General features: G+C 33.2%; 24 protein-coding genes. 3 read left to right on the top strand and 21 right to left on the bottom strand.

Translation table 11 applies throughout. The annotated features are described in order from the left end of the window. Nucleotides 1–41: 41 nt before the first annotated feature. From C8P67_RS10310 to C8P67_RS10280, 7 genes are all read right to left on the bottom strand, one after another. Nucleotides 42–1856 carry an OmpA family protein gene (locus tag C8P67_RS10310; RefSeq protein WP_115813024.1) on the bottom strand — a complete coding sequence of 605 codons (1815 nt, stop codon included), beginning with the start codon at nucleotides 1854–1856 and terminating at the stop codon, nucleotides 42–44. A gap of 26 nt (nucleotides 1857–1882) precedes the next feature. Beyond that, entirely contained in the window at nucleotides 1883–3004 is a 1122-nt protein-coding gene (locus tag C8P67_RS10305) for a hypothetical protein (protein WP_115813022.1), read from the bottom strand. Nucleotides 3005–3007: 3 nt separating this feature from the next. After that, nucleotides 3008–3682: a hypothetical protein gene (locus tag C8P67_RS10300; protein WP_115813020.1), complete on the bottom strand. Its 675-nt coding sequence runs from the start codon at nucleotides 3680–3682 to the stop codon at nucleotides 3008–3010. 133 nt (nucleotides 3683–3815) lie between these two features. Continuing rightward, on the bottom strand, nucleotides 3816–4253 hold the full coding sequence (locus C8P67_RS10295) for a GNAT family N-acetyltransferase (protein ID WP_317125450.1): 438 nt from the start codon (nucleotides 4251–4253) through the stop codon (nucleotides 3816–3818). 388 nt (nucleotides 4254–4641) lie between these two features. Continuing rightward, the gene (locus C8P67_RS10290; protein WP_115813016.1) at nucleotides 4642–5043 is read right to left on the bottom strand and encodes a hypothetical protein; all 402 of its coding nucleotides are present in this window, start codon (nucleotides 5041–5043) and stop codon (nucleotides 4642–4644) included. Nucleotides 5044–5050: 7 nt separating this feature from the next. Further along, the gene (locus C8P67_RS10285) at nucleotides 5051–6280 is read right to left on the bottom strand and encodes a hypothetical protein (RefSeq protein WP_115813014.1); all 1230 of its coding nucleotides are present in this window, start codon (nucleotides 6278–6280) and stop codon (nucleotides 5051–5053) included. 23 nt (nucleotides 6281–6303) lie between these two features. Beyond that, nucleotides 6304–8433 (bottom strand): TonB-dependent receptor plug domain-containing protein, encoded by a 2130-nt coding sequence (locus tag C8P67_RS10280; protein ID WP_211319905.1) that lies wholly within the window; start codon nucleotides 8431–8433, stop codon nucleotides 6304–6306. Between the two features lie 270 nt (nucleotides 8434–8703). Here C8P67_RS10280 and C8P67_RS10275 point away from each other — a divergent pair, with 270 nt between their 5' ends. After that, nucleotides 8704–9564 (top strand): helix-turn-helix domain-containing protein, encoded by an 861-nt coding sequence (locus C8P67_RS10275; RefSeq protein ID WP_115813010.1) that lies wholly within the window; start codon nucleotides 8704–8706, stop codon nucleotides 9562–9564. A gap of 58 nt (nucleotides 9565–9622) precedes the next feature. On the opposite strand, the gene atpG is transcribed toward C8P67_RS10275, so the two are convergent. From atpG to C8P67_RS10215, 12 genes are all read right to left on the bottom strand, one after another. Then, a complete protein-coding gene (gene atpG / locus C8P67_RS10270) occupies nucleotides 9623–10483 on the bottom strand; it encodes an ATP synthase F1 subunit gamma (protein WP_115813008.1) in 861 nt (286 codons plus the stop codon). An 87-nt stretch (nucleotides 10484–10570) separates the two neighbouring features. Then, nucleotides 10571–12148, bottom strand: coding sequence for a F0F1 ATP synthase subunit alpha (gene atpA / locus C8P67_RS10265; RefSeq protein ID WP_115813006.1), 1578 nt, complete (start codon nucleotides 12146–12148; stop codon nucleotides 10571–10573). 36 nt (nucleotides 12149–12184) lie between these two features. After that, complete coding sequence (atpH, locus tag C8P67_RS10260; protein WP_115813004.1) at nucleotides 12185–12718, bottom strand: ATP synthase F1 subunit delta; 534 nt, start codon at nucleotides 12716–12718, stop codon at nucleotides 12185–12187. 2 nt (nucleotides 12719–12720) lie between these two features. Then, nucleotides 12721–13221, bottom strand: coding sequence for a F0F1 ATP synthase subunit B (locus C8P67_RS10255; RefSeq protein ID WP_115813002.1), 501 nt, complete (start codon nucleotides 13219–13221; stop codon nucleotides 12721–12723). 82 nt (nucleotides 13222–13303) lie between these two features. After that, entirely contained in the window at nucleotides 13304–13495 is a 192-nt protein-coding gene (gene atpE / locus C8P67_RS10250) for an ATP synthase F0 subunit C (protein WP_167357301.1), read from the bottom strand. A 93-nt stretch (nucleotides 13496–13588) separates the two neighbouring features. Further along, nucleotides 13589–14737 carry a F0F1 ATP synthase subunit A gene (gene atpB, locus C8P67_RS10245; protein ID WP_115813000.1) on the bottom strand — a complete coding sequence of 383 codons (1149 nt, stop codon included), beginning with the start codon at nucleotides 14735–14737 and terminating at the stop codon, nucleotides 13589–13591. A gap of 120 nt (nucleotides 14738–14857) precedes the next feature. Further along, nucleotides 14858–15250: a DUF6168 family protein gene (locus C8P67_RS10240; RefSeq protein WP_115812998.1), complete on the bottom strand. Its 393-nt coding sequence runs from the start codon at nucleotides 15248–15250 to the stop codon at nucleotides 14858–14860. Nucleotides 15251–15261: 11 nt separating this feature from the next. Then, nucleotides 15262–15495, bottom strand: coding sequence for an AtpZ/AtpI family protein (locus C8P67_RS10235; RefSeq protein WP_115812996.1), 234 nt, complete (start codon nucleotides 15493–15495; stop codon nucleotides 15262–15264). Next, on the bottom strand, nucleotides 15482–15862 hold the full coding sequence (locus tag C8P67_RS10230; RefSeq protein WP_115812994.1) for a bactofilin family protein: 381 nt from the start codon (nucleotides 15860–15862) through the stop codon (nucleotides 15482–15484). The genes C8P67_RS10235 and C8P67_RS10230 overlap by 14 nt, the downstream gene beginning before the upstream one ends. A gap of 2 nt (nucleotides 15863–15864) precedes the next feature. Continuing rightward, on the bottom strand, nucleotides 15865–18516 hold the full coding sequence (gene porW / locus C8P67_RS10225; RefSeq protein ID WP_115812992.1) for a type IX secretion system periplasmic lipoprotein PorW/SprE: 2652 nt from the start codon (nucleotides 18514–18516) through the stop codon (nucleotides 15865–15867). Between the two features lie 86 nt (nucleotides 18517–18602). Then, the gene (locus C8P67_RS10220) at nucleotides 18603–19298 is read right to left on the bottom strand and encodes an ABC transporter ATP-binding protein (protein ID WP_115812990.1); all 696 of its coding nucleotides are present in this window, start codon (nucleotides 19296–19298) and stop codon (nucleotides 18603–18605) included. Nucleotides 19299–19356: 58 nt separating this feature from the next. Continuing rightward, complete coding sequence (locus C8P67_RS10215; RefSeq protein WP_115812988.1) at nucleotides 19357–20817, bottom strand: DUF5687 family protein; 1461 nt, start codon at nucleotides 20815–20817, stop codon at nucleotides 19357–19359. Between the two features lie 272 nt (nucleotides 20818–21089). On the opposite strand from C8P67_RS10215, the gene C8P67_RS10210 reads away from it, so the two are divergent. Together C8P67_RS10210 and C8P67_RS10205 are read left to right on the top strand one after the other, a co-directional pair. Further along, entirely contained in the window at nucleotides 21090–22142 is a 1053-nt protein-coding gene (locus C8P67_RS10210) for a ferredoxin--NADP reductase (protein ID WP_115812986.1), read from the top strand. 86 nt (nucleotides 22143–22228) lie between these two features. Continuing rightward, nucleotides 22229–22537, top strand: coding sequence for a hypothetical protein (locus C8P67_RS10205; protein WP_115812985.1), 309 nt, complete (start codon nucleotides 22229–22231; stop codon nucleotides 22535–22537). 88 nt (nucleotides 22538–22625) lie between these two features. Here C8P67_RS10205 and C8P67_RS10200 read toward each other — a convergent pair whose 3' ends face one another. Beyond that, complete coding sequence (locus tag C8P67_RS10200; protein WP_115812984.1) at nucleotides 22626–23627, bottom strand: glycosyltransferase family 9 protein; 1002 nt, start codon at nucleotides 23625–23627, stop codon at nucleotides 22626–22628. Between the two features lie 210 nt (nucleotides 23628–23837). Then, a complete protein-coding gene (locus tag C8P67_RS10195) occupies nucleotides 23838–24443 on the bottom strand; it encodes a DUF4254 domain-containing protein (protein ID WP_115812983.1) in 606 nt (201 codons plus the stop codon). Between the last annotated feature and the right edge of the window lie 56 nt (nucleotides 24444–24499).

Below are 24499 nucleotides of genomic sequence, written 5' to 3'. Positions count from 1 at the left end.
TCCATTAATGAATTCCTGTGTCTTTGCTATTATGGAAAAGTTTATTTCAAGAACGTAATTACAACTCTACGGTTTTTCGATTTACCAGATTCTGTACCATTGTCAGCAACTGGCTCATTTTGACCTTTACCATCAATCAGTTGGAAACGGTTTTCCGGAATACCTTTTTGTTTCAGATAATCTACAACAGCTTGCGCTCTGCTTTTTGATAACGCTAAATTCGCATCACTGTTTCCAACATTATCAGTATGCCCAACAACCGTTAATTTGCTGTTTTCTGCCTGTACCAAAAGATTGTAAATTTTCTCTAAATCTTTATTTGAACTGCTTTGAACTGAAGCGCTTCCTGAACTAAAATTGATTTTCCATTCGCCTGAAGCCATAACCTCTGTAGCTTGTATGGAATAATCTGCTTTATCTGCAGAAGTCGATTCGATATCGTTAATGTTTTTAAGGAAAAATAAATTTACTGCCTGATCGTAAGGAACAACAGCGCCTACATTTTCATTAAATCCAAACGGATTCAATTCTGTTAAATATCCAGAAACTTGATTATAAACTGATTTATATCTGTTTACACCGTCTGACATTCCAAAATACTGCATCGCATCAGCATAATTAAACACTTTTGATCCTCCCATATTATAGGTCAATCCGCCTTTTGTTCCTTGCTGTCCTTTAAACATTTTATACCAATATTCTGGAGTTTCCATTTTATAAGTATCACTAACTGCCTGAGAAGCTCTTACCTTCCAGTCTTCATAATTTTTCATTTGATTAGAAGCTGTCAAAGCCGATTTCAAAATATTGGAAACAATATCAGGATTTTTTACAGCCCATTCTTTCACACCAATAAGTGCTGTTGGCATTTGATTATTGAACTCTTTCGTAGAAACGATATCAACAAAACCAGAAAGTTTATCAAAAACCGTTTTATCTCCAGGCGTCCAGGTTGCACAACCATCAATTTTTCTGTTAACCGATTTTCCGGTTAATTTTCCGTTTACCACTTCTTTCAAAGTAACAGTCCATCCTGTTGTTTGGGATTTAATCAATTCCTCAGCCGATTTGATATAATCGTCATTTTCTGAAGGGTAAATATTTACTGCTTCAGCATCATACGTTGTTGGATCAGGATTTACTTTTAATCCATTTGCAAAACAATAATTTACGGTTGTAACCCAGTCACCATCTCCAAGAACAGCCGAAATAACAGACCCTTTCATAGATTTTGGATCAGATTTCCAGCTTGGTGGTCCTATTAATTTGTCTTCACCATAACTCATACCAACTACACCCATAACCTGTAAATGATATTTGTCTTTTCCGTATTTCTCGTCTAATGATTTTTGAACAGAACTAATATAAAAAGGCGCTCCGTCACCCATAATCATAACTGCAAAAACACTTTTATCAGATGAAGGGAAAGCTTCTCCTTTATCGAATTCTTCGATGAATTTCATTTGCATATTACGCAATTCCGAAAGCCAGTCCTGACGTACAATTTCAAGATTAACTCCGTTTTTTTCCATCAGGGATCCTTTTGTTGTTTTTGGTCCTCCATTAGAAACAATGATTCCTGACTGAGCATTCCATGCATATCCTCCAATTCTTACTAAAGGTTTACTGCTTACTTCAGAAGAGATGTCAGTAGTAGGAAGTGCAATTTTTTCGGCATTGGTAACATTATTTACATCTGTTCCATTCAATTCCATTCCATTCAATTGTTTTGAAATAGCAGTTTTGATTCCAGGAGAAATATAATATACTGCTCCTAAAATTCCTCCTATTGCAATAATAACAATCAATAATTCTGAAAAAGTGGTTAGCTTTTCCGTTCTTAAAATTTTTCCCATTTTATTTTTAAAATTTAAATTATTTATTAAAAAATATCTCCAAAACCACCACTTGACAGTTTGTCTTCTTTGGTCATTTTATAATTTGGACTCGAATATTTTGTTGAATCAGGAATGGTGTTGTCTCCCGTTTTAATTTCATCTGCCAATGAATCTAATCTGGAATACAACTCATCATTATCTACAGAATATTTAGAAGTAAGAGAATCAATATCAATCAGGTTTTCAGAAGTTCTGGCAATATCCAGTGCAATTGTCGAAGTTACTACCTCCAGTGCATATTCCAGTTCCCAATCTTTGGTGAACATCATCGCACTTTTGGCACTTTCTGTTGCTTCTTTAGCATTTCTGGCAAACTCGTATTCTTTTTGAAGCATCGTAACTGTAGCGTCAAAATCGGCAATTTTTATGTCAATTGCTGTTCCGGCCAACGTCAATTTTCTGTCCATTTTTCCTAAAACATTGGCACGAACCCCATACTTTTGAATGAAATTTTTGCTTTGCTCATATTGTGTAGAAATCCTTTGGGAATCACTTAGTTTTCTGGCCAGCTCACTTTGAAGCGCTACATACTCATCAGTATCTTTGGCACCAGCTCCGTTCAACCTAACCATTTCATCCATTGCCGATTTCAGTTTTTCGCATTGGCGCTTTAAACTTAAAACATCTTCCTGAAAACCTTTGGCCTCTTTTTCAGATTTGCTGGCTTCAATTTCCATTTCATTTTTAAGACCTTTCAACTTAGCTTTAGTGTTCTTAAAAACTTCACGGTTTTTTACCATTTTTTGTTTTTGTTCTTCCAATTCATTAAAAGGATTGCTTTGAATTAATGCTTTGTGAAGATTTTTGGTAGCAAATCTCAATCCTTTCATAATAACAGGAAACATCATTACTAAAAAAACCAAAAAAACACCGGTCGCCGATAAAGCAATTGCCTGACCCAGCATTGTAAAAAGCGGTGGAATAATATATGTCCAAGTTAAATATCCTCCAACACCCAATAAACCCAAAGCCAAACCCCAAAATAAAGTTTGTTCTCCTTTTTTTAAGGTTCCGGATTTTAAGGCTATTTCACCTTTTGATTCGTCAAAATGTTTTAATATTGGAAGTGATAATAGTGCACTCTTCTCTTGTTCGAATTTGTCCATTAATTATAGATATTGATTAATTCCTGTTACTACTGTGTTGATTGAATCGATGATTTTATGTTTGGCTAAATCGTTAGCTTCCATCTTTAATTTTATTTCCGAAAATTGTTCTATATTACCAGAATCTATTTTTTGAAATTCTGCTTTTTTAGTTTCCAATTCATTTTGAAGCTGAAGAATCTTGGTATTCAATTCTTCAATGCTTTTGGAAAGATTATATTTTTCTTTCGTCAGATTATTTTCTAAATCCGTTTTTTTTGTTTTTCCAATAGTGTCGTATTTAGAATAGACTTTTTCAATTTCAGTAATATAAAAATTTGCTTTTTCAAGAAGAAATTGTTTGCTCAAATCTGGCTGAATTGTTTTTCCCATTGTGAAAGCCATCTGATAACTCTGAGGGTTTGAAATCCCAACAGCTACAACAGATTTATACAATTCAAAAAAATCAAAACCCGAAGCATTTAAAGATTCAAATCCTTTATCATATACTTCAAAAATTTCTTTTAAAAATGGGTTGGATAAAGATTCCGAAGAGATTGGCTGAGTGGCATGGTTAGGAAATTTGGTAACCTCGCTAGGTTGTGGAGTTATTGGAGTCTGCGGTGTATTTGTTTCTGATGGTGATTCAGTTTCTTCATTAATAAAAAGACTTTTCCAATTAAAACTTTCTTTTGCCATTTTGTATATTATTTAATCTTAGTTTATAGATGTTGTAAAACAATTTCTACTATTATACGCTAACCTTGTTAAAAAGTTACTAAAAAATAAAATATAAATATAAACTTTTTCAATAAACAAAATGCATTTTATCCTATGTCAATCCCTCTTCGTTTAACATTTTTACAAAATGAAAGCCTCTTGGCTCAAACCCTTGATTGTAATAAAAACGATGCGCAATAAAATTACCCGTGAAAGCATCCAATACAACAGCGTTACAGCCTTCGGCCTTAGCTTTAGTATCAATATAATCGGTCATCATCTTTCCAATTCCTTTGGATCTGTAATCAGAATGAACAATAAAATTATCTATTTCAATATACTTCCCTGTCCAAAGTTTGACTGCTGTCCAAAAACCAGATAAACCTACGCAAACTTCACCATCAAAAACGGCCACCTGCTTATAATTATGCGGAACCATTTCCTTTAAATGGAATTCGTATTTTTCTAAAGTCATTTTTGGATACAAATGTTTCATTGTTTCAATTTGCGCCAGCATTTCCGCTACAGTAGTAAGTTCCGAGAGTCTCAATTGAATAGAATTTAAGAATTGAACAACAAAAATAAAGAAAAAAAAATTGAATAAAATTTATTAAAAATCACTAAAAGTGGGTATTGCAGGAACGATTTTTATGATAGATATTTGTAATGTAAAAAATAGAAAAGGGGTTTTTATAAAGCTAATTTGTCCCCACAAAACAAAGCTCGGGCGAAGCTAAGTTTTACCCACAAAAAAAACAGAGCATAGGGTTTATAAAGCTATTGTTCCCTTATAAAACAAGCCTCAGGGAAAGCTAAGAGTCACCCTTAAACAAGAGCCAAGGATTATAAAGCTATTTGTTCCTTTAAAAACAAGCATAAAAAAGAGCCAATTGGCTCTTTTTTCATTTTATGTATTTTATAATTAAAATTCAATCACTTTAAATCATCTGTTCTTTCCTCCATTTGTTAATTGAGAGCACCAAAAGGATATTAGTTACAGCAACAAAAGTCAGCAGAGTCATTTGTGATAAATTAAAAATATCTTCCATAGCTGTGGCTATAACGTGAAATGCATTTAACAATAAATATAAAACTGCATAAACGAGTGAAACCATTACAAAGATTTTGTGGTTTACAAACGGTGTCAGTAAAGCAAAAAATAACGGAATTATAGTAACAGCTATATTAAAATAGTGCAGAAAATAAGGCATTTCACCTGTAGCTTCAGGAGATTTTATGTCTTTACCAAAAAACAATCCCGACATTTCATATTGTACGTGATAGGCCAATGCGACTACGATTAGCAACCAGCAAAAAGTAATTTTTGTTATTGTGTTCATAGATTTCTTATTTAGATTTTCCAAAACCAACGATTCTTCCACCTTGGGTAAGATTAAACAATTGTGTTCCTGTTGTCCCTTCTACTTTGTAAACTCCATTAGTTCCTAAACTAGTATTTGAAATTAGGAAATGTATTTTACCATCCACTTCTACCATTGCCTCTTCATTTCCTTTAAATTCACAAACCGGAATTCCAGAAATAGTTGTGGCAACTTTAGTATTGATATCAATAACTGTTGGACTCCAAATATCACCATACAGATTAGAGAAATCTGATTTTAAACTTTCTGTTGGAATTCGGGTATAGATTTTTCCTCCTTTGGCAATTACATTTACAAAACAACCATTCAGTTTATAATCATCCATTTCTAATTTCCAAGTGGTATCAATATCTGTAGCACCAGCTTTGATTCGCAAAATTTTTGATGCTCCACCAGCTACTTTTCCTAAAGTACAGAAATACAAAGCGCCATCATCACCCAAATCCCACATTGAATTATCAGTAAACCAGCATACTTGTTGCGGAGTTCCTGTCGTGAAAGTAGTTACTTTTTCAAAAGTTGCTGTAGCAATATCAATTACAGCAAAACGAATTTTGTCATCAACAGCATCCAAAAATCCTTTTGAAGCCGATTTTCCGTAATGAATGTTTGCAAAAAGTTTTCCTTCCTTTACCATCAAACAATTTTGCCCAACAGATATGTATTCGATAGCATTATTGGCTAATTGCGTACTCAAATCAATCTCCCCTGTTCTTTGCATTGTTGAAGGATTAAATTTTTGGATTTTCAGTAATCCTCTGTCACCATCAAAATAAAATCCTGTAGTTTCATTGACAACAGTATATTGAGCAGAACCTAAAATAGCTTTTCCGCAAGCAATAAAACCTTCGTCTTTTATTTCTCCCGAAGCCGTAATACTAAATTTTTGAACTCCGGTTTCATATTGAAAATTAGCCATTTTATAAAAATATTTTCCAATAGATCGCATTCCTAAACTACCCAAAACTTGTTTCGAAGAAGTTTTAATATTGGAAATCTGACCTGAAGGCAAAGTCCCTCCGAAAGAAGTAATATATCCTGAAAATGGATTTTTAGATTCTCCTGACATAACGACATAATTTTCAGCTACTGTTGCTGGTGTTTCAGGATCATTGTTATCGTCTGAGCAGGATGTCGTAAATAAAGTAGTTGCAAGACCTAATACAACTAATGCTTTTTGAAAATTTTGATACATAATTTGTTTTTTAATAATGAATTTTAGTTAAATAAATATCTGATTTTAAGGTAAAAGCTTCTTCCTGCTTTTTGTACCTTAAAGTTGTCAAATAGTTTTTCGTCGAATATGTTTCTGACCTCGAAGCCAAAGTTTATTTTTTCTTTTTTTAAGGAATAAACAATTCCTGCTGAATGCAAATGTTGGGTAGGAATAACCAAATCTGTATCAATCTTTGGAGTATCAAAAATATTTGACGACTCAGAAGATTTTGGCACATTGGCTAAATAATAATTGTGTGTATAGGAATAATTATAATAAGCTTTGAAAGTATCATCACTCTTAAAAACATTGTTTTTATTGAAGTTCAACGAAATGTTTCCAAATAGAAAAGGGGTATTTCTTAATCGGGCTTCGTTCAGGAAAACTTCTGCTGGATCCGTAATTCCGAACAATCGTAAATCTTGATAGGTAAGATTTGCTGAGATGTTCAGCCAATTGGTAAAGTGATATCCTCCATCAAGCTCCACTCCATATCCTCTGACTTTATTCACATTATTATATTGAGAAAAAGGCATTAGAACCGGAACCAATATAATTAAGTTTTCGGTTTTTCGATAAAAAATGTTCGTTTCAAAATAGTATTTATTTATTGCATCGTAACGATAACCAAGATTGAGATTAAAACTCTTTTCGGGTTTCAAATTAAAATTGGATAACAAAAATTGTCCGTCTCCATAGATTTCGCCTTGTTCCGGTAATCGATAAGCGCTTTCTACTCCTGTTCTAATAAAGGATTTTTTATTGATTTTATACTTCAAAGCGTCTGCAAAACCATAGTTTTTTCCTTTATTTTTAATTGTCTCTTCAGTATAACTCAAACGGCCTCCATCGGTTCCGCTGGTTTCAAAATGATAGTTTTTGACAATAAAATTATTGGTTAGTTTTTCATTAAAATACCTGCTTTCCCAACCTAAGGAAGCAACCAGTTTTTTATAAATAGCCGGAACCGATAAAATGTCTCTGCCTGAATGAAAATAAACCGGACCATAAGGATCAGATCCTTCACGAATCTGATCTGAATACACAAGATTAAACGAAACTGAATTTGTTGTATTGATCGTATAATTCAAAAAAGTTCTGTTGATGAAATTCCTAAAATCAATATTTGCCAATGAACCATTGGCATCTGCTTCCCCTTCCCGTGCCGGAATCAAAGTTTTGTTTCCATACCAATCGTAAGCACAACCGCAACTGTCAATCACTTGGCTGTTTATCAAAGAATAGGTGTTGAAATTGGTAAAAATCAGTCTATTATCAAGAAATGCTTTTCTGTAATTAAGCGTTGGTGCAATTACGGCTTCTTTTATATAAATCTCGCCATAAGGATTAGTCATTAAAGCCCCATGTTGTTGGTCTTTTTTGACTTTTGTCAAAGTAATTCCAATTTTCAATTCATCTGCGAATGAAAAATTTTTGATTCCTCCGTAAATTTCGGCATACCCATTGGTAAACTTATCATGAAAACGCTTTACATTTTTCTCAGATAAAGTACCGGTTTCCGGATCAATCACTTTGGCATCAACCCAGTAATCATTATCGGAATGATTTATAAAACCATCCATTCCGGCAAAATATTTTTCGTTTTTACTTATCGAATACGAATTAAAAGTGAATCTCTGTGTGTTGAAAGAACCATATTCATAACTCAATTCCAAATGCTCTTTTTTGTTTTTCTGTGTTACAAAATTCACTGCTCCGCCTAAAGCATCTGCACCTAAATTCGTTGGTAGAACTCCTTTATACACTTCTACCCTATCAAGCATTGTAGTTGGTAAAGTCAAAACATTAAATGACTCACCTAGATAATCCAAGGGAATATCATCCTTAAAATATTTTACTGCACGACCTGTAAATCCGTTGATTATAATACTATTTGCCGAACCTAAACCAGTGGCTTGACGCACTCTGATTCCCGACATTCTATTAATAGCATCACCTAATGTAGTCGAACTACTTTGTAATTCTTTCACATCCAAAACCTCAATTTTTATGGCTTCTTCACTTACAATTTTTGCTCTGGACTTGGCTACTACTTTAACTTCATTGAGTTCATCCTTTTTGATTGTATCTTTTTCGATTTTAGTTTGAGCCGACAAAAATTGGATTGACAATATAATTGCAAAAAAGACTAAGCCACTTTTCCTTTTAAAAATCATTATTGATACAAATCAGAGTTAAAATTTAAACCTATAAAAAGCCAAACTTTTGTATTTTTACATACATTTGTTTTTATTTAGTTTAAATAAGTATTGGTGTGCGAAATTATATTTTTCGCATAAATAAAAACCAACGCAAAACGCATTATTACATACGCATTTGGGTAACTACAACTTATCAAAAACAATTTTATTTAAATTCGTTTACTATTATATTATTTCAAAATGTTGAACAAAAAAATTTTTCTGGATGGGGTTGTAATCATTGTAAATAATTTCAATATCGCTTCACAATTGACATTTGATATAAAACAGGATTCTCCATTCATTAAATTACATTTTGAATTGGAAGGAAAAATTGATTTTCAGCCCAATAACAAAAACGATATATCGATAACCATAGAAGATGACCAATACAATTTTTTCTATTTGCCAATAATAGATGGTGTATTAAATTGGTATTCCGGAATAAGAAAATCAGTAGAAATAGAATGCACGGAAGATTTTATACGCAAAATTTTCAAAAATGACTTTTATAAAATAAGTGGCATCTTTGGGAAAGCACTAAGAGAAAAAACAGCTTTCAAAATGTGGGAAGAAGGAGAAAAAATTCCTAAAACTTTGAAACCGGTTCTGGATAACATAATTAAAAAATCGCAAGAGAAAGAAACTGATTTGCCTTATCTGGAATCAGAAATAATTAAAATATTCCTTTATATGTTTTCTAAAATTAATAACAAAGAGAAAACAAATTCACAACTCTATCTTAGCGCAATAGAACAGGAACAAATAACAAAAGTTGAAACTACGCTCCAGAAAAATATTCAAGCCTCAGTAACTGTTGAAGAGTTAGCCTTTGCCATAGGAATCAACCGCTATAAACTCAATCGCAATTTTAAGCACGTTTATGGCGAGCCAATATTTCAATACCTGACTCGTCTTAGAATGGAAAAAGCAAAAGAAATTCTCTCTAAAAAAAGTATGAACATTTCTGAAGTTGCTTATGAAGTTGGATATAAAAATCCCCAGCACTTTACAGTAGCATTCAAAAAATATTTTGGTTATGTTCCCAGTAAACTGAAATAATTGCTAACAAAAAAGTCCCGCAATTGCGGGACTCTTAAATATATTCGAATAAAAAATATTATCCTTTCAAAGCTTCTGCTCCACCAACGATCTCAAGAATCTCGTTAGTAATTGCTGCCTGACGTGCTTTATTGTAAGTCAATTTCAATTGATCTCTCAAATCAGTAGCATTATCAGTTGCTTTGTGCATCGCAGTCATACGTGCTCCATGCTCCGATGCAAATGAATCACGAATACCTTTGTACAATTGTGTTTTTAATGCTTTTGGAATCAAAGTCATTACAATTTCTTCCTTTGCAGGTTCAAAAATATAATCACCAACAGAAACTCTTTTGTCTGATTGAATAGGAGCTAATGGCAAAAACTGTTCAACTTGAACAATTTGTGTCGCAGCATTTTTAAATTGATTGTATATCAATTCAATTTTGTCGTACTCACCCGAAACAAATTTTTGAGTTAATGCCTCTGCAATAAGAGCCACATTATCAAAAGTCAATTGATCAAAAACTGCACTTTGATTATCAATTACCGTTGAAGTTTTAGATAAAATGTCGTTTCCTTTTTTACCAATGGCAAAAATATCCACTTGTTTACCTGCATAATATTCAGAACGGCTTTTAGCTTCCTTAATTACATTCGTGTTAAAAGCACCACACAAACCTCTGTTAGAAGTTATAGCTACAATTAAAACTTTCTTTACTTCACGCTGTGTAGTAAATTCTCCACCAACATCACCATCAAGCGACGCAGATAGATTCTGTAATAATTCCGTTAATTTTTCGGCATAAGGGCGCATTGCAGTGATCGCATCTTGTGCTTTCTTTAGCTTTGCTGCAGAAACCATTTTCATTGCCGATGTAATCTGCATCGTTGATGAAATGGAAGTAATTCTATTACGGATTTCCTTTAAATTTGCCATTTTTTTATAGTTGTTGGTTGTTAGTTGTTGGTTGATAGTTTACTTGGATAAATCCAACAACAATCAGCCAACAACCATCAACTAAAATTAGTTATATTTCGCTGAAATTTCTTTTGCAACAGTTTCAAGTACATCTGTAATTTCATCTGTTAATTTTCCTGCTTTCAAAGCATCAAGTGTAGCTCTGTGTTTAGCATTTAAGAATTCCAAGAAATCTTTCTCAAATTCTTTTACTTTATTCACAGGAACATTTCTCAATAAGTTTTTAGATCCAGCGTAGATAATTGCAACTTGGTCTTCAACTGTAAAAGGATCATTCAAACCTTGTTTCAAGATTTCAACGTTTCTTTTTCCTTTTTCAATTACGTTCAAAGTAACAGCATCAAGGTCAGAACCAAATTTAGCAAACGCTTCCAATTCACGGAATTGTGCTTGATCCAATTTCAAAGTACCTGATACTTTTTTCATTGATTTAATCTGAGCATTACCTCCAACACGAGAAACAGAAATACCTACATTGATCGCTGGACGAACCCCTGAGTTAAACAAATCTCCATCCAAGAAAATTTGACCATCTGTAATCGAAATTACGTTTGTTGGGATATATGCAGATACGTCACCCGCTTGAGTTTCGATAATTGGCAATGCAGTTAATGAACCTCCACCTTTAACGATTCCTTTTAATGAATCTGGTAAATCATTCATGTCTTTAGCAATTCCATCATCAGCGATAACTTTACAAGCTCTTTCTAATAAACGAGAGTGTAGGTAGAAAACGTCTCCAGGATATGCTTCACGTCCCGGTGGTCTTCTTAATAAAAGAGAAACCTCACGGTAAGCCACAGCTTGTTTAGACAAATCATCATAAACAATTAAAGCTGGACGTCCTGAATCTCTGAAATATTCTCCAATTGCCGCACCTGCGAAAGGAGCATAAACCTGCATTGGAGCTGGATCAGAAGCATTTGCTGCTACGATCACTGTATAAGCCATTGCACCTTTTTCTTCTAGTGTTTTTGCAATTCCTGCAACAGTAGAAGCTTTTTGACCAATTGCTACATATATACAAAATACAGGTTTACCTGCATCGTAAAATTCTTTTTGATTTAAGATGGTATCGATACAAACAGTAGATTTACCTGTCTGACGGTCACCAATAACAAGCTCACGCTGTCCACGACCAACTGGAATCATAGCATCAACTGCTTTTACACCTGTTTGTAATGGTTCAGTTACCGGCTGACGGAAGATAACTCCAGGAGCTTTTCTTTCCAAAGGCATTTCGAATAATTCACCACCGATTGGTCCTTTTCCATCAATTGGAAAACCAAGAGTGTTCACTACACGTCCTACCATTCCTTCTCCTGTTTTAAGAGAAGCGATACGTTGTGTTCTTTTTGCAGTAGATCCTTCTTTGATTCCTGTTGAAGGTCCTAAAAGTACCACCCCAACATTGTCTTGTTCAAGGTTCAAAACGATTGCCTCTAATCCGTTTTCGAATTCAACTAACTCACCGTATTGAACATTTGAAAGCCCATAAATAAGAGCAATACCATCTCCAACTTGTAGTACTGTACCCACTTCCTCTAGTGTAGCACCTGACTCAAAACCTTCTACTTGCTTTCTTAATATCGCTGAAATTTCAGCTGGTTTGATTTCCGCCATCTTAAATTATAATTTAGACACTTATGTGTAATAAAACTAATTACTTAACTCTCTCTTTAATATTTGTAATCTGTTGGCAACAGAAGCATTGTACTGCTGATCGCCTATTCTTAATATAAATCCTCCGATGATAGAAGGATCTACAGTATTTACTATCGTAATTTTTTTATCAGAAAGTGTTGCAATTTTAGCCAGAACTTTAGCTTCAAGTGCTGCGTCCATAGCAACAGCAGTTGTTACTTTAGCAACTTCAACATTATTCTTGATATCAAACAATTTGCTGTATTCTGCTGCGATAACATCAAGGATTTCAAATCTTTTGTTTTCAAACAACAAATGAAGCAAACCTTTGGTTACATTGTCAACAGTAGCAAAAACTTCTAAAAGTGCTTTCTCTTTCACTTCTACCTTAATGGTTGGGTTTTGAATAAAAGTATTCAATTCCTCATTTCCCTTAATCGTTGAAGCAATAGATTTCATGTCATTATTCACAGCTTCAGATACCCCTTTTGAATTGGATAAATCTAAAATTGCGGTTGCATAACGAATTGCTGCTCTAGTACTTGCCATGATTAGTTCAATTTAACGTCACCTAACAATTTCTCAACTAATTTAGTCTGAGCTTCTTTGTTAGACAATTCCTCTTTTAATAATTTTTCAGCAATACTAAGTGACAAAGTTGAAACTTGCAATTTCAATTCAGCCATAGCTGCATTTTTTTCGCTTTCGATTGCAGCTTTTGCTTGGTCAATCATTTTTTGACCTTGAGCCTGAGCTTCAGTTTTAGCATCGTCAACCATTTTGTCTTTCATTTCACGAGCTTCTTTAAGCATGTTGTCACGCTCTAATCTAGCTTCCTGTAAAATACGCTGGTTATCAGCTTGTAAATTCTGCATTTCTTTTTTTGCATTTTCAGCAGAAAGCAAAGCATTTTTAATTCCTTCTTCTCTATCGTTTACAGCATCAAGAATTGGTTTCCAAGCGAATTTTTTCAATAAAAATATTAACCCAACAAAGATTAATACTTGCCAAATAAACAAACCAAACGAAAAATCATTTATTAACTTATCCATTTTATATCTATATATTTAATTTTAATGTTTTAATTTTAAAACAATAGTTGCAACCAACCGTTGCAACCATTGCTTTTGATTCTTATTTCGCGAACAAAGCAGCGAAACCGATACCTTCAATAAGAGCAGCTGCGATAATCATAGCTGTTTGGATTTTTCCTGAAGCTTCTGGCTGACGAGCGATAGCGTCCATTGCTGAACCACCAATTCTACCAATACCTAAACCTGCTCCGATTACAATTAATCCTGCTCCAACAATTTCTGGAATTTGCATAATATATATATTAAAAATTAAACATTCTTTTTTGAGTTTAGATTTTTGAATTTAGATTATGAAAATCTGAAATCTAAATCTGAAATCTAAATTTTAATGATGAGCTTCTTCGTGATGATGCTCTTCGTTACCAGCTCCAAAATATAATGATGATAACATCGTGAAAATATATGCTTGTAAAAAGGCAACTAATATTTCTAGAATAGAAAGTGCAAATGCTAATACAAATGATAAAGAACTTCCAATCCAGCTTTTGAAAATAAACATTAACCCGATAATGCTCATTAACACTACGTGACCCGCCATCATATTAGCGTACAAACGAATCATTAATGAAAACGGCTTAATAATTGTTCCTAATAATTCTATTAATGCCAATACTGGTCTTAAAATTACAGGAACCCCTGGCATCCAAAGCATGTGTGACCAATAATTTTTGTTAGCTGTAAAAGTAGTAATCAAATAAGTTAATACCGCCAAAGATAAAGTTATTGTAATATTACCAGTCACATTGAATCCAAAAGGAGCTAATCCTAATATGTTTAAAAACAGAATAAAGAAAAATATAGTCAACAAATAACTCATATATTTTTTATAATGCTTTTCTCCAATGTTTGGAATAGCAATTTCGTCCCTAACATAAAGTACAAGTGGCTCAAAGAAACGGCCAACTCCAGAAGAAATTCCACCATTTTTAGCATACGATTTTGCTAAACCTGCAAATACTAAAAACATTACTAATGCTACTGTTAAAATTCCAAATACACTTTTAGTAATAGATAAGTCTAAAGGCCTAACATTTGTTGGATGACCGTGCTCTTCTGTTAATTCACCTGAAGCATCGGTTTTATAAATTTTTTCGTGGTGTATTTTGTAGAAATTCCCATTATGCTCCGCTACATCAGCAATTGGTCCGTGGTGAAATTCAGAAGAAGAAAACATCTGTAGTCCATTGTCCCAAAGAATGATTGGTAATGAAAATCCATAATGCTCTCCAGTTTCTTTATTAGCATTGAAAGTAAAATCGTGAGCGTCTAAAAGGTGGTGATTAATAAATTCCTTAATTTCAGATTTAACATCTGTTGGTTCAGCGTGAGCTTCATGACCTGATTTCGAACCTTCTTGAGATTCTACATTTTGAGCATTTGTAGTAGCTGTTTCAGGGTTTGCAAAACTAATAAAAGGAAGACATATAACGAAAGTCGCTATAATAAATCTAAGTGCTTTGTTGGAAATCACCATATCTCTTAAATATCTTATTTTTTAACGATTCTAAAATTTGGTGCAAAGGTACATTTTTTATTAATACTCAAAAGCATTATAAAAGTATTTTTTTGAGAATTTGATTCACAGGGATATTGATTATTGCTTTTCGTTTACTAAGCGTATCGTAAAAAGTGTCTCAATTGTTAAAAAGACAATAAACAGAATAAAGAAATTTATTCGTTCGACAGGATTATCTGATTTTGGAGTCTGCAATAATGGTCTTAAAATCAAGTAACAAAAAACCATTTTTACACTGGTAGCCAAAAGAAACGACATTCCCACATTGTCAAAACTTTTTTCTCTGACTGTTAATAAAACCCTGAAAATAATCGCAGATAAAAGCAGAAAAAACAAATAAAGTGTTTCCAAAGAATAATGAAAAGTCTCTTCTTGAATATTTAAAACATTAAAAACCATTTTATGGATTGCATATAAAAGGAATGCAGTACCCATTAAAACTAAAAATGGGTAAGTTTTTTTAAAGCTCATTATTCTTTGATTTATTGTTTTTTGTTGATTTCGTTTACTTGCCTGATAACATTATAAAGTGCCAAAAACACCCCAACCATCACCATAATTTTTACATAATATACTTTGGGGCTTGGATGATTCTCATCCATCCAGTTTCCTAAATAAGAAAACAAGAAAATGATAACTCCCATTTGAATTGGAATATTTATCAAGGCCAACCATTTATTATAGTTGTTCTTTTTTGGGGAGTTATTCGTCGGCATTTGCTGGAGCTGCAGTTTTAAACATAACACAGGAAGCATTGAAGACAGCGCCTGGTTCTACTGCCAGTTTGCCAATTTCGACTTCACCTATAATACTGGCTGATTCCTTTATATTTAAAAGGCCTTCTACTTTGATTTTGCCTTCAAATTTTCCTTCAATATCTACTGTATTACAAATAATATTTCCTTTGATACTTCCAGAAGGTCCAATTACTAATTTACCGCTTGATGTAAAGTTCCCTATCAGCTCACCGTCTAGCCTAAAATCGGCTGGTGAAATAATATCTCCATGAATCGTCGTACCTTCTACAATTCTGTTGGTCTTTCCTAAAAGATCTGTGTACGATTTTGGTTTTTTATCAAACATAATTACAGTTTTTTTAATGAAAGATATTCGTCGAAATTTTTCTTGATTTGCACTATTTTATAATTTTCATTTGAAATGATAATTCCTGGCTGGCTGATTTTATATTTCTCATTCTCAGCAAAAAGAGCAGCAACGAATTGAGCATACGATTGTGAATGTATTCCTTGTATTGAAACAAAACTTTCCTTTTCAGAATAGGAATCACAAGTGTATTTTAGTTTTTCAACATTTTCATTGGCAAAAAACAAGATCACTTTACTTTCAATAGCTGCTTCCGCTTTATTGTCATATTTGTCAATTTTAAAAACCACTTTCCAGTTTCTGCTTTCTGCTGTACTAAATTTCATTTGTTCCAAAAGCGGAATTTGGGTTTTTAGAATTTCTATAGCTTCTTTTCCTTCCTTACTATTAGAATAATTATCAGCAACGTATTGCATTGCTTTTTTGTAAGGTGCCAGTCCGTATAATTTACCAATAGTGTTTGCTTTTAGCAATTCGAATTTAGGCACAATAGCTTCTCCTGTAAAATTGCTGATTAAACCATCAACTTGCTGTAAAACAGACGCGAAAGATTCCTGCTTATACAAACGATATAAATTATCATATTCCCCTTCTGGAGTTCCTATGCCTGCCCCTTCATTTGAACCTGAATTTGTAATAATCTGCACATATCGGGAATTAGGATATTGACTTATTAACTCCTGTTTTATAGCCTCTGCTTTAGCTGGATTAGTGATCTCATAGATTTTATACAAATTGTATTTCGTTGGAAGAATTAATTTTTCTTCCGGCTGATACAATAACAATTGTTCCAATCTATTGGAAGCCAAATTATATTCCTTAAATTTTTCTTTATAAATAATACCTAATTCATAATAAACAGCATTTCTTTCTTTGCTGATACTATCAATTGCTTTTTGTGATTTTGGCAATTGCTTTAAATAATAATCAGTCGTATATTTTTCATTTACTGCTACAGGAGCGGTTAGTTTATCATCGGGTGCTGTAACTGCAGCAGTTGCAGCTACTGGAGCATTTGCCCCTAAATTTGCTCCTGATGAAAATCTCCAATAACTGTTTTGAACTCTATTTCCCCATATTTTTCTAAATTCCAATTTTCCATACGCAACAGTATTGGGATTATAGAAATAAAATGTATTGGCAATCGCTGATGGATTTGTATTTGGCGCATCTGTTGGAGGATTTAATGTCTGCATATTCTGATTCGGAACTGCAGTATCAGGTTTACTCACTTCGCCATTTAACAAAATGTTATTGTCTATTTGTTTTTGCTTCTCATCAAGCATTTTTTTAAGCTCATCACTGCTTTTTAACTTTTGAATATAATTCTCATAGAAAACAACCTGCTCCGGTTCCTTTAAATTATATACATAAATAATACTGTCATTTCTTTTGGCGATTGTCTCATTAATAATAGCTTCATCTAAATTTTTTCTGATTTTTGAAATCTGAAGAAACTCTCTGGATTTTGGGTCTAATAATTCTAAAGACTTATCATAATTTTTTGCAGCACTAAGATATTCGGTATGCTTAAAATATAAATTTCCAATGTTTCTATAATTAGAAGCGTTCAAATAGGAATCAGCAGATTTTTTTTCTAAAGAAGCATTATAAAAATCCAAAGCCAATTCTTTTTCATTATGATGATCATAAAAAATTCCAATGCTGTGATAAATCACATCCAAGTACGGCCTGTTCTCTCTGTCTTCCATAATCTTTTTAGATTTTTTGACAAACAAATCATAATCGGCATCTTTATAATCTGAAAGCTGTGCTTTTTTTGCATAAGCCTGAATCACAAATCTCCTTTCAGCTTTTCTATTCATGTCTATGACCGTCTGATAGAAATATACGGCGCTGTCTTTTTGACCTGCTTCTTCATACAGCTGGCCTAGCAAAAAAGAATAACGCTCTTTCTCTTCGTGAATTTTAGTGTATTCATTTGCTAGTTTTAGTTTTATCACAGCACTGTCTTTTTCTTCTAAATTTAAAAAAGCACTGGCTAATATCGCATTGGCATTGGCAAATTCCTGTCTGCTTAACTTCTGTTTTTTAATCTCTTTCTTCATATACTCATTATCTTTAATGAGTTTCGAAATGTTTTTTAAAGCCACTGCTTCATTTCCTAAACGGACATTCGTTTTTTCGCGCCACATTTTAGCGTCATAAATATTACTGCTATTAGGATATTTATACAGAATATAATTGAATGCATCTAAGGCAGGAATAAATCTTTGATCGTAATATCTCGATTTTCCCAGCAATAAATAAGCCTCATCAATTTGATAGTTTTTTTCGTGCCCGCCAATATTCATGGAATGTTTTTGAATCGCTTTGGTAGCTTTAGCTTCGGCTAATTCAAAATCGGCATTTTTGGATTTTCCATCTGCTGGAACATCATCAGTAATCTGCATTTTCTCGACAGGCAGGCGATTCCAGAAATTTTCGGTCGTATTGTCGTTTATTCCTTTAACACCTTTGTCTAATGCAATCTGACCATTGTACAATATATTGAGTTTTGTACTCAAAGCATGCGAATTTCTAGCCAAAAAAGTATCTTTCTTGGTAGAACATGCTATCAAGAAAGATATAATGAGTAAGGCTAAAATGTATTTTGATGTATTGCTGTTCAAGGGAAAACGTTTAAATCATTAAACTTTTTAAAAAGTATTTTAGTACAATGACTTGTAAAAATACGTTTCTTTTTGAAATATATAAATTAAACCGCAAAAAACAATTCCAATTCCTGCAGCGTCTCCTTGGAAGTTAGCATATCTTTTACCAATTCTCCTTTATTCAAAGCAACAATCCTATCACAGACTTCAACAGTATGCTGCAAATCATGGCTTGAAACCAAGACGGTAACATTTGGATTATCGGCTAATTCTTTGATGATTTTTTTTAATCTGTTTACAGTCGTTGGATCCAAATTAGCGAAAGGCTCATCTAAAATAATAACTTCGGGATTTCCTATCAAAGTTGCAATAATTCCAACTTTCTTTTGATTTCCTTTGGATAAATCGCGCAGATATTTTTTATTTTTAAGGATTTCACCATTAAAAAATTCTTCATGCTGCGCCAACAGTACATCAACATCTGCCTTGTTTTGCCCTCTCAAATCCCCAATAAAATAGAAGTATTCTTCGGGAGTTAAATATCCTATCAGGAAACTTTCGTCTAGAAATGAAGCCGTAAAAGGTTTCCAGTCTTCGCTAGTATTCACCTGAATTCCGTTGTTTAAAATATTTCCTGTAGACGGCTGAATCAGATCTAATAACAAACTGAAAAAAGTAGTTTTTCCTGCCCCGTTGTTTCCAACCAGCCCAAGGCTCTGCCCTTTTGGAATTTCTAATGATTCGATATTTAAAACTGCTGTGTCGTTATATTTTTTGGTAAGATTATTAACTTGTATCATTTTTTATAAGTTTAACTGTTAAATTGTTTAACCGTTTATTTGATTAAAAGAATAGATTTTAAGCTTTTTGTTTATAGGCTTCGATGGTTTTGTATTTCTCTTTTTTATAAATTTTTTCTATCATCGAAAAAACAACATTTCTAAACATAAACCCTAGTACTCCAGCCAAAGCTACAAAAGCCAGTCCGAGTTTTGGGTTCATTAAATAGGAACCTAACCAATATAAAAGCACGGGTAGAAATAATTTAGGCAATGTAAGCAACATGGTGTTTACATTAAATGATTTTTTGTCACCAAAAGCCCCTTTTGACATTGATAAATCTATTGGAGTTTTCGTAAAAGCACCACCCAACAGCACTAAATGTGAATTTACGCCAATATTATAAATGGCTCCCGCTACAATAGTCAGGTATATTTTCCAGCCAAAATACAAATAGAACGAAGCCAAAATGGTAGAAATAACGGTGGCAATAACTACCAGCCACCATTTAGAATTCAGATAACCGCGATACGGAATGTTCTGAGTCATCATCAATTGATAATAAGAACTGTCCCAGCTTGGTACAAACTGTCCAAAAGTGAATAAAAATCCTCCCGACACAAATATTCCTGCAAAAATATGCATCACTTCGGGCTGCGTAGGATTATTAAAAAATATCAGACCATAAAACAAAAATAATATACTTGCCCCTACCGTAGTTTTCGAACGCTTATTTCTTTTAATTAATTTAATGTCATTTTTAAGAAACGTACCTAAAGTTCCAAACTGATTTAACCACGTTAGATTTTCAGTTTTTGCAATATCCTTTTTGATAGTCAAGCCCGCATCCAGATACAAATCTCCTTTCAGATAATTAAAAGTCCAATAATACAATCCTGCCAAAACTAAGACTGGGAATATAAAGACCCATTTGGTATGAAATAATGCTTCAAAAAATGGAAGTGCATAATTCGTAATATCAAAAAGTTTATAATATTGACAGCCCGCCAAAATCAGTGCAATCGCAATAAAAACTGCCAATAAATTATCTTTATTATTCAACAAAATATTCAAGAAATTATTACAATACACCAATGCAAACATTGAAGTGCTCCAAAGTATAACACTTAATGGGTCATATCCTTCATACAATAAAACAATAGAAAAAGGGAGAAAGAAAAAAGCGTGAGTAACATTGAAAAATGACAAAGCAGTTTTGCCCAAAGAAAAATGTACAATAGTTGGCCTCTTAAAAGTCATTGTCAACAATGGCCGAATGTTCATTACAGGAATTGCCTGAAGCATAAGGCGTACAATCAAATCCAAAACAAAATAATAAATCAAGAACTTGTTTACCGTCATCAATGGATCCAGCTGCATTTTTTTAAGGATATAAAATGCTCCAACCCCCATTGCTAAAAAAAGTACCGTAAAATAAAGGACAAGCAAACCCATTAGAATTTTCAAGGCTACACTGGAAGCGAAAGAAGCTGATCTTGTAAAAGATTTCCACTCAAGATAAATAAATTTTGCAAACATGGTTTTTTATTTGGTTTTGTAAATTAGTAGTTTGGAGTAGGAAAACGTTACGCTTTTTGCAAATAATATTCTGGATATGTTTTTGATAAATCTTCAGCAACTCTCCTAGGAATAATCATTATCTGAATAAAAACAAGCAGTACCGCCAAAACAAAAGCATTTTCTGCAAATATTAAGATTCTTATACATAATTAAATTAGGTATTAAAATTTTCAAACTGCATCACTTTTAGAAAACGTTATCGTTTACTATCTTTGCAAAAAAACATTCTCATGCCAAATTTTCTTAAATTAATAGTAAAAGAAGTAAAACGTGAAACCAAAGATGCTGTTTCCGTACTTTTTAATGTACCCGAAGAATTAAAATCTAATTATACTTTTATAGCTGGTCAATATATTAATTTACGTTTGACATTAGACAATACCGAAATCCGAAGAGCTTATTCCATCTGCTCAGCGCCAGGAAGCGGTGAACTTCGTATTGCGGTGAAAGCCGTAAAAGACGGTGCTTTTTCTCAATTTGCGAACAGCAAATTAAAAGCCGGCGATGTCCTTGAAGTAGGAAAACCAGAAGGGAAATTTATTTTTGAACCTGAAATTGACCGTCAAAAAAATTATATAGCTTTTGTGGCAGGAAGCGGAATTACACCTGTTTTGTCCATTATAAAATCGGTTTTGAAAAGCGAACCCAAAAGTTCTTTTGTATTGGTTTATGGAAACAAATCTCCCGAAGAAACTATTTTTCATCAGGAACTGCACGACTTACAGCTGCAGTATGTAGGACGTCTTTTTGTTCATTTTGTATACAGCCAGGCAAATGTTGAAAATACATTATTTGGCCGAATTGATAAATCCACGGTAAATTATGCCTTGAACAACAAACATTCTTCATTGGAATTTGATAAATTCTATTTGTGCGGTCCAGAAGAAATGATCAATACCGTTTCCAATGTTCTGAAAGAAAAAAATGTGAAAGAATCGGCTATCAAATTCGAACTTTTCACATCTTCAACTCAAGAAAATCCTATCAAAGAATCGTTAAGCGGTCATTCTAAAATCACAGTTATTGTAGATGATGAAGAGACAAGTTTTGAAATGTCTCAAAAACAAAGCATTCTAGACGCTGCCCTGAAACAAGGAATAGATGCTCCTTATTCCTGCCAAGGCGGTATCTGCAGCAGCTGTCTGGCCCGTGTTACAGAAGGTGCTGCCGAAATGAGAAAAAATTCTATCCTTACCGACAGTGAAATTGCAGAAGGTTTAATCCTAACTTGTCAGGCACATCCAACTACAGCTACTATAAAAGTAGATTATGACGATGTATAGAATAATGATTTAGTCACTAAACGAAAACTCCAATATTAAAATTCTAAATTCTAATATTGGAGTTTATTTTTTAAAATGCATTGAAAATGAAATCTACGCGAGAACTTTTTAAAGGCAAAGAATATCTTTTGGACGAACCCGAAGTCGCAAAACTATTAGAATATTGCGAAGAACTTCAGGATGAAATCGTTGAATTCAAATTTGCAAAAACCAATAACAAAGAATTGGCAATGCTTGATATGCTCAAAGAAGTTATCAAAGGATGTAACGCTGTCGAAAAAGAACAGATGGAACACGAACGTTTTGGCTATGATGTGCCCAATTATCAGGAGACTATTTCCAACTTAAAAGGTTATATTTTGAGGCGCTGTCAAGACGAAAAGATTTATTTATAGTAAAATTACAAATATTATAACTCTCAAAATAAAAATTCCAAACTCCAATACAATTGGGATTTGGAATTTTTTATTGTTTTTTTTAAACTTAAGACTGAATTTTTAAAACTATCTCCTCTAGAGGAATCGTCCTCATTGCATCTTCATAACCTTCGACAATTTTATTTCCGTAAACGGATGTCGGTAATTTTGGATACAAATTTCTGTCCGACACCAAAGCATTTTCAAGTGGCTGATTGAAAGGTAAAAAACCAGCATACGGATGCGTTGCGCCCCAAAGCGTAATTACTTTTACTCCCAGCATAGCCGCAATATGAGCGTTTCCAGAATCCATAGAAAGCATCACATCAAGATTGCTGATCAGTTGCAGTTCCTGAGGAAACTTGATTTTCCCAGCCATATTTATAACATTCTCCTTACCAGCACTTAGTTGGTTTAAAATTTCGATTTCTTTTTTTCCTCCTCCAAAAAGCAATATTTTCTGAGCTTTATTTTCTGCTAATTGATTGATAACTTCCTGCATTAAATCTTGAGGATATACTTTAGAATCGTATTGCGCAAAAGGAGCAATTCCAATCAGTTTTTGGTTATTTTCTCCAATTATGCCGATCACTTCTTGGTCTAAAATTGCTTTTTTAGGAAACTCCGGATTTGATAAATCTACTGGAAATCCAAGTTCTTCAAAGACTTTGGCGTGTCTTTCAAACATCGTTGTCAGTGGTTTGAAAATTTTGTTTTCGGAACGGGTAAGGGCTTTTTTTTCTTCTCTACCTTTGTCAACTGAAGCAATTTTTTTTCCGCTCAAGGCAAAAAGGGTACGAACTACTTTGGAACGCAGAACATTGTGCAGATCAGCAAAAGCGTCAATCTGCAGGGTTTTCAAATCCTGAAATAACTGCAATAGTCCAAAGAAACCTTTATGTCTTTGTTTTTCATCAAAAGCAAAAAAAGAAAGATTAGGAATTCCTTCAAAAAAAGGTTTGAAAAATGGTCTGGAAACCATCGTTATTTTTACTTCGGGATATTGTTTCGCAAACGCACGCAAAACTGGAACAGTCATGGCAACATCTCCCATTGCAGAGAGTCTCATTACGGCAATATGTTGAATTTCTTTAGACAATTTACTCTATTATGATTTTGTGGTTTGGATTTATAGCCCAGATTGAAATGGAAATCCCGGAACAAAAAAAGTAAAGTTTCTTGTTCTAAAAAAGCGACCAGCGGAAGCTCTTTTTAGAACAATAGAAACTATACTTTTTTTGTGAGGAATTGTAATGGAAAGCTGGAATAGCTCCAAAAACTACTTTTTATTCTGATACAAAACAGGATTCAAATCATCGTCATTGTACATTTTCATTTGTTTGTACACTTTCATGAATTTATCACCGTTTTCGATGTCTGTCAATAAATCTTCAATTGCAGTTGACAAGTCTGATCTTTGTTCTAAAAGGATATTCAACTTCGCCTGGCATTTATCTCTGTGATCTTGTGAAGCTTCCGTACGAGTGGCTTCTTCATTCATGTGATAAATTTTTAGTGCCAAAATAGATAATCTGTCAAATGCCCAAGCCGGACTTTCAGAATTAATTTTTGCCCCATTTTTTGCTATAACGTGACTGTATTTTTGAAGAAAATAACTATCAATATATTCTACCATATCAGTACGTTCCTGATTAGATGCATCGATTTTTCTTTTTAAAGTCAAAGCGGCAACCGGATCAATATTTGGATCACGAATAATGTCTTCATAATGCCATTGCACAGTATCTATCCAGTTTTTTAGATATAACAAATGCTCAAATTTATCTTTTGGAAAGGGATTGTTTATTGGTTGGTCAACATTATCAAATTGATGATAATCTTTTATACTTTGCTCAAATACTGAATAAGCTAATTTTGAAAACATATCTTATGATTTTAGAAACACAAAGATACTTTTTATACTTTTATAGTTTAAAAAAA

It is taken from the genome of Flavobacterium aquicola, assembly GCF_003385115.1.
Classification (GTDB): Bacteria; Bacteroidota; Bacteroidia; order Flavobacteriales; family Flavobacteriaceae; genus Flavobacterium; species Flavobacterium aquicola.
Note: the sequence above shows the minus strand (reverse complement) of the source record. Positions and strands in the feature narration are given on the sequence as shown.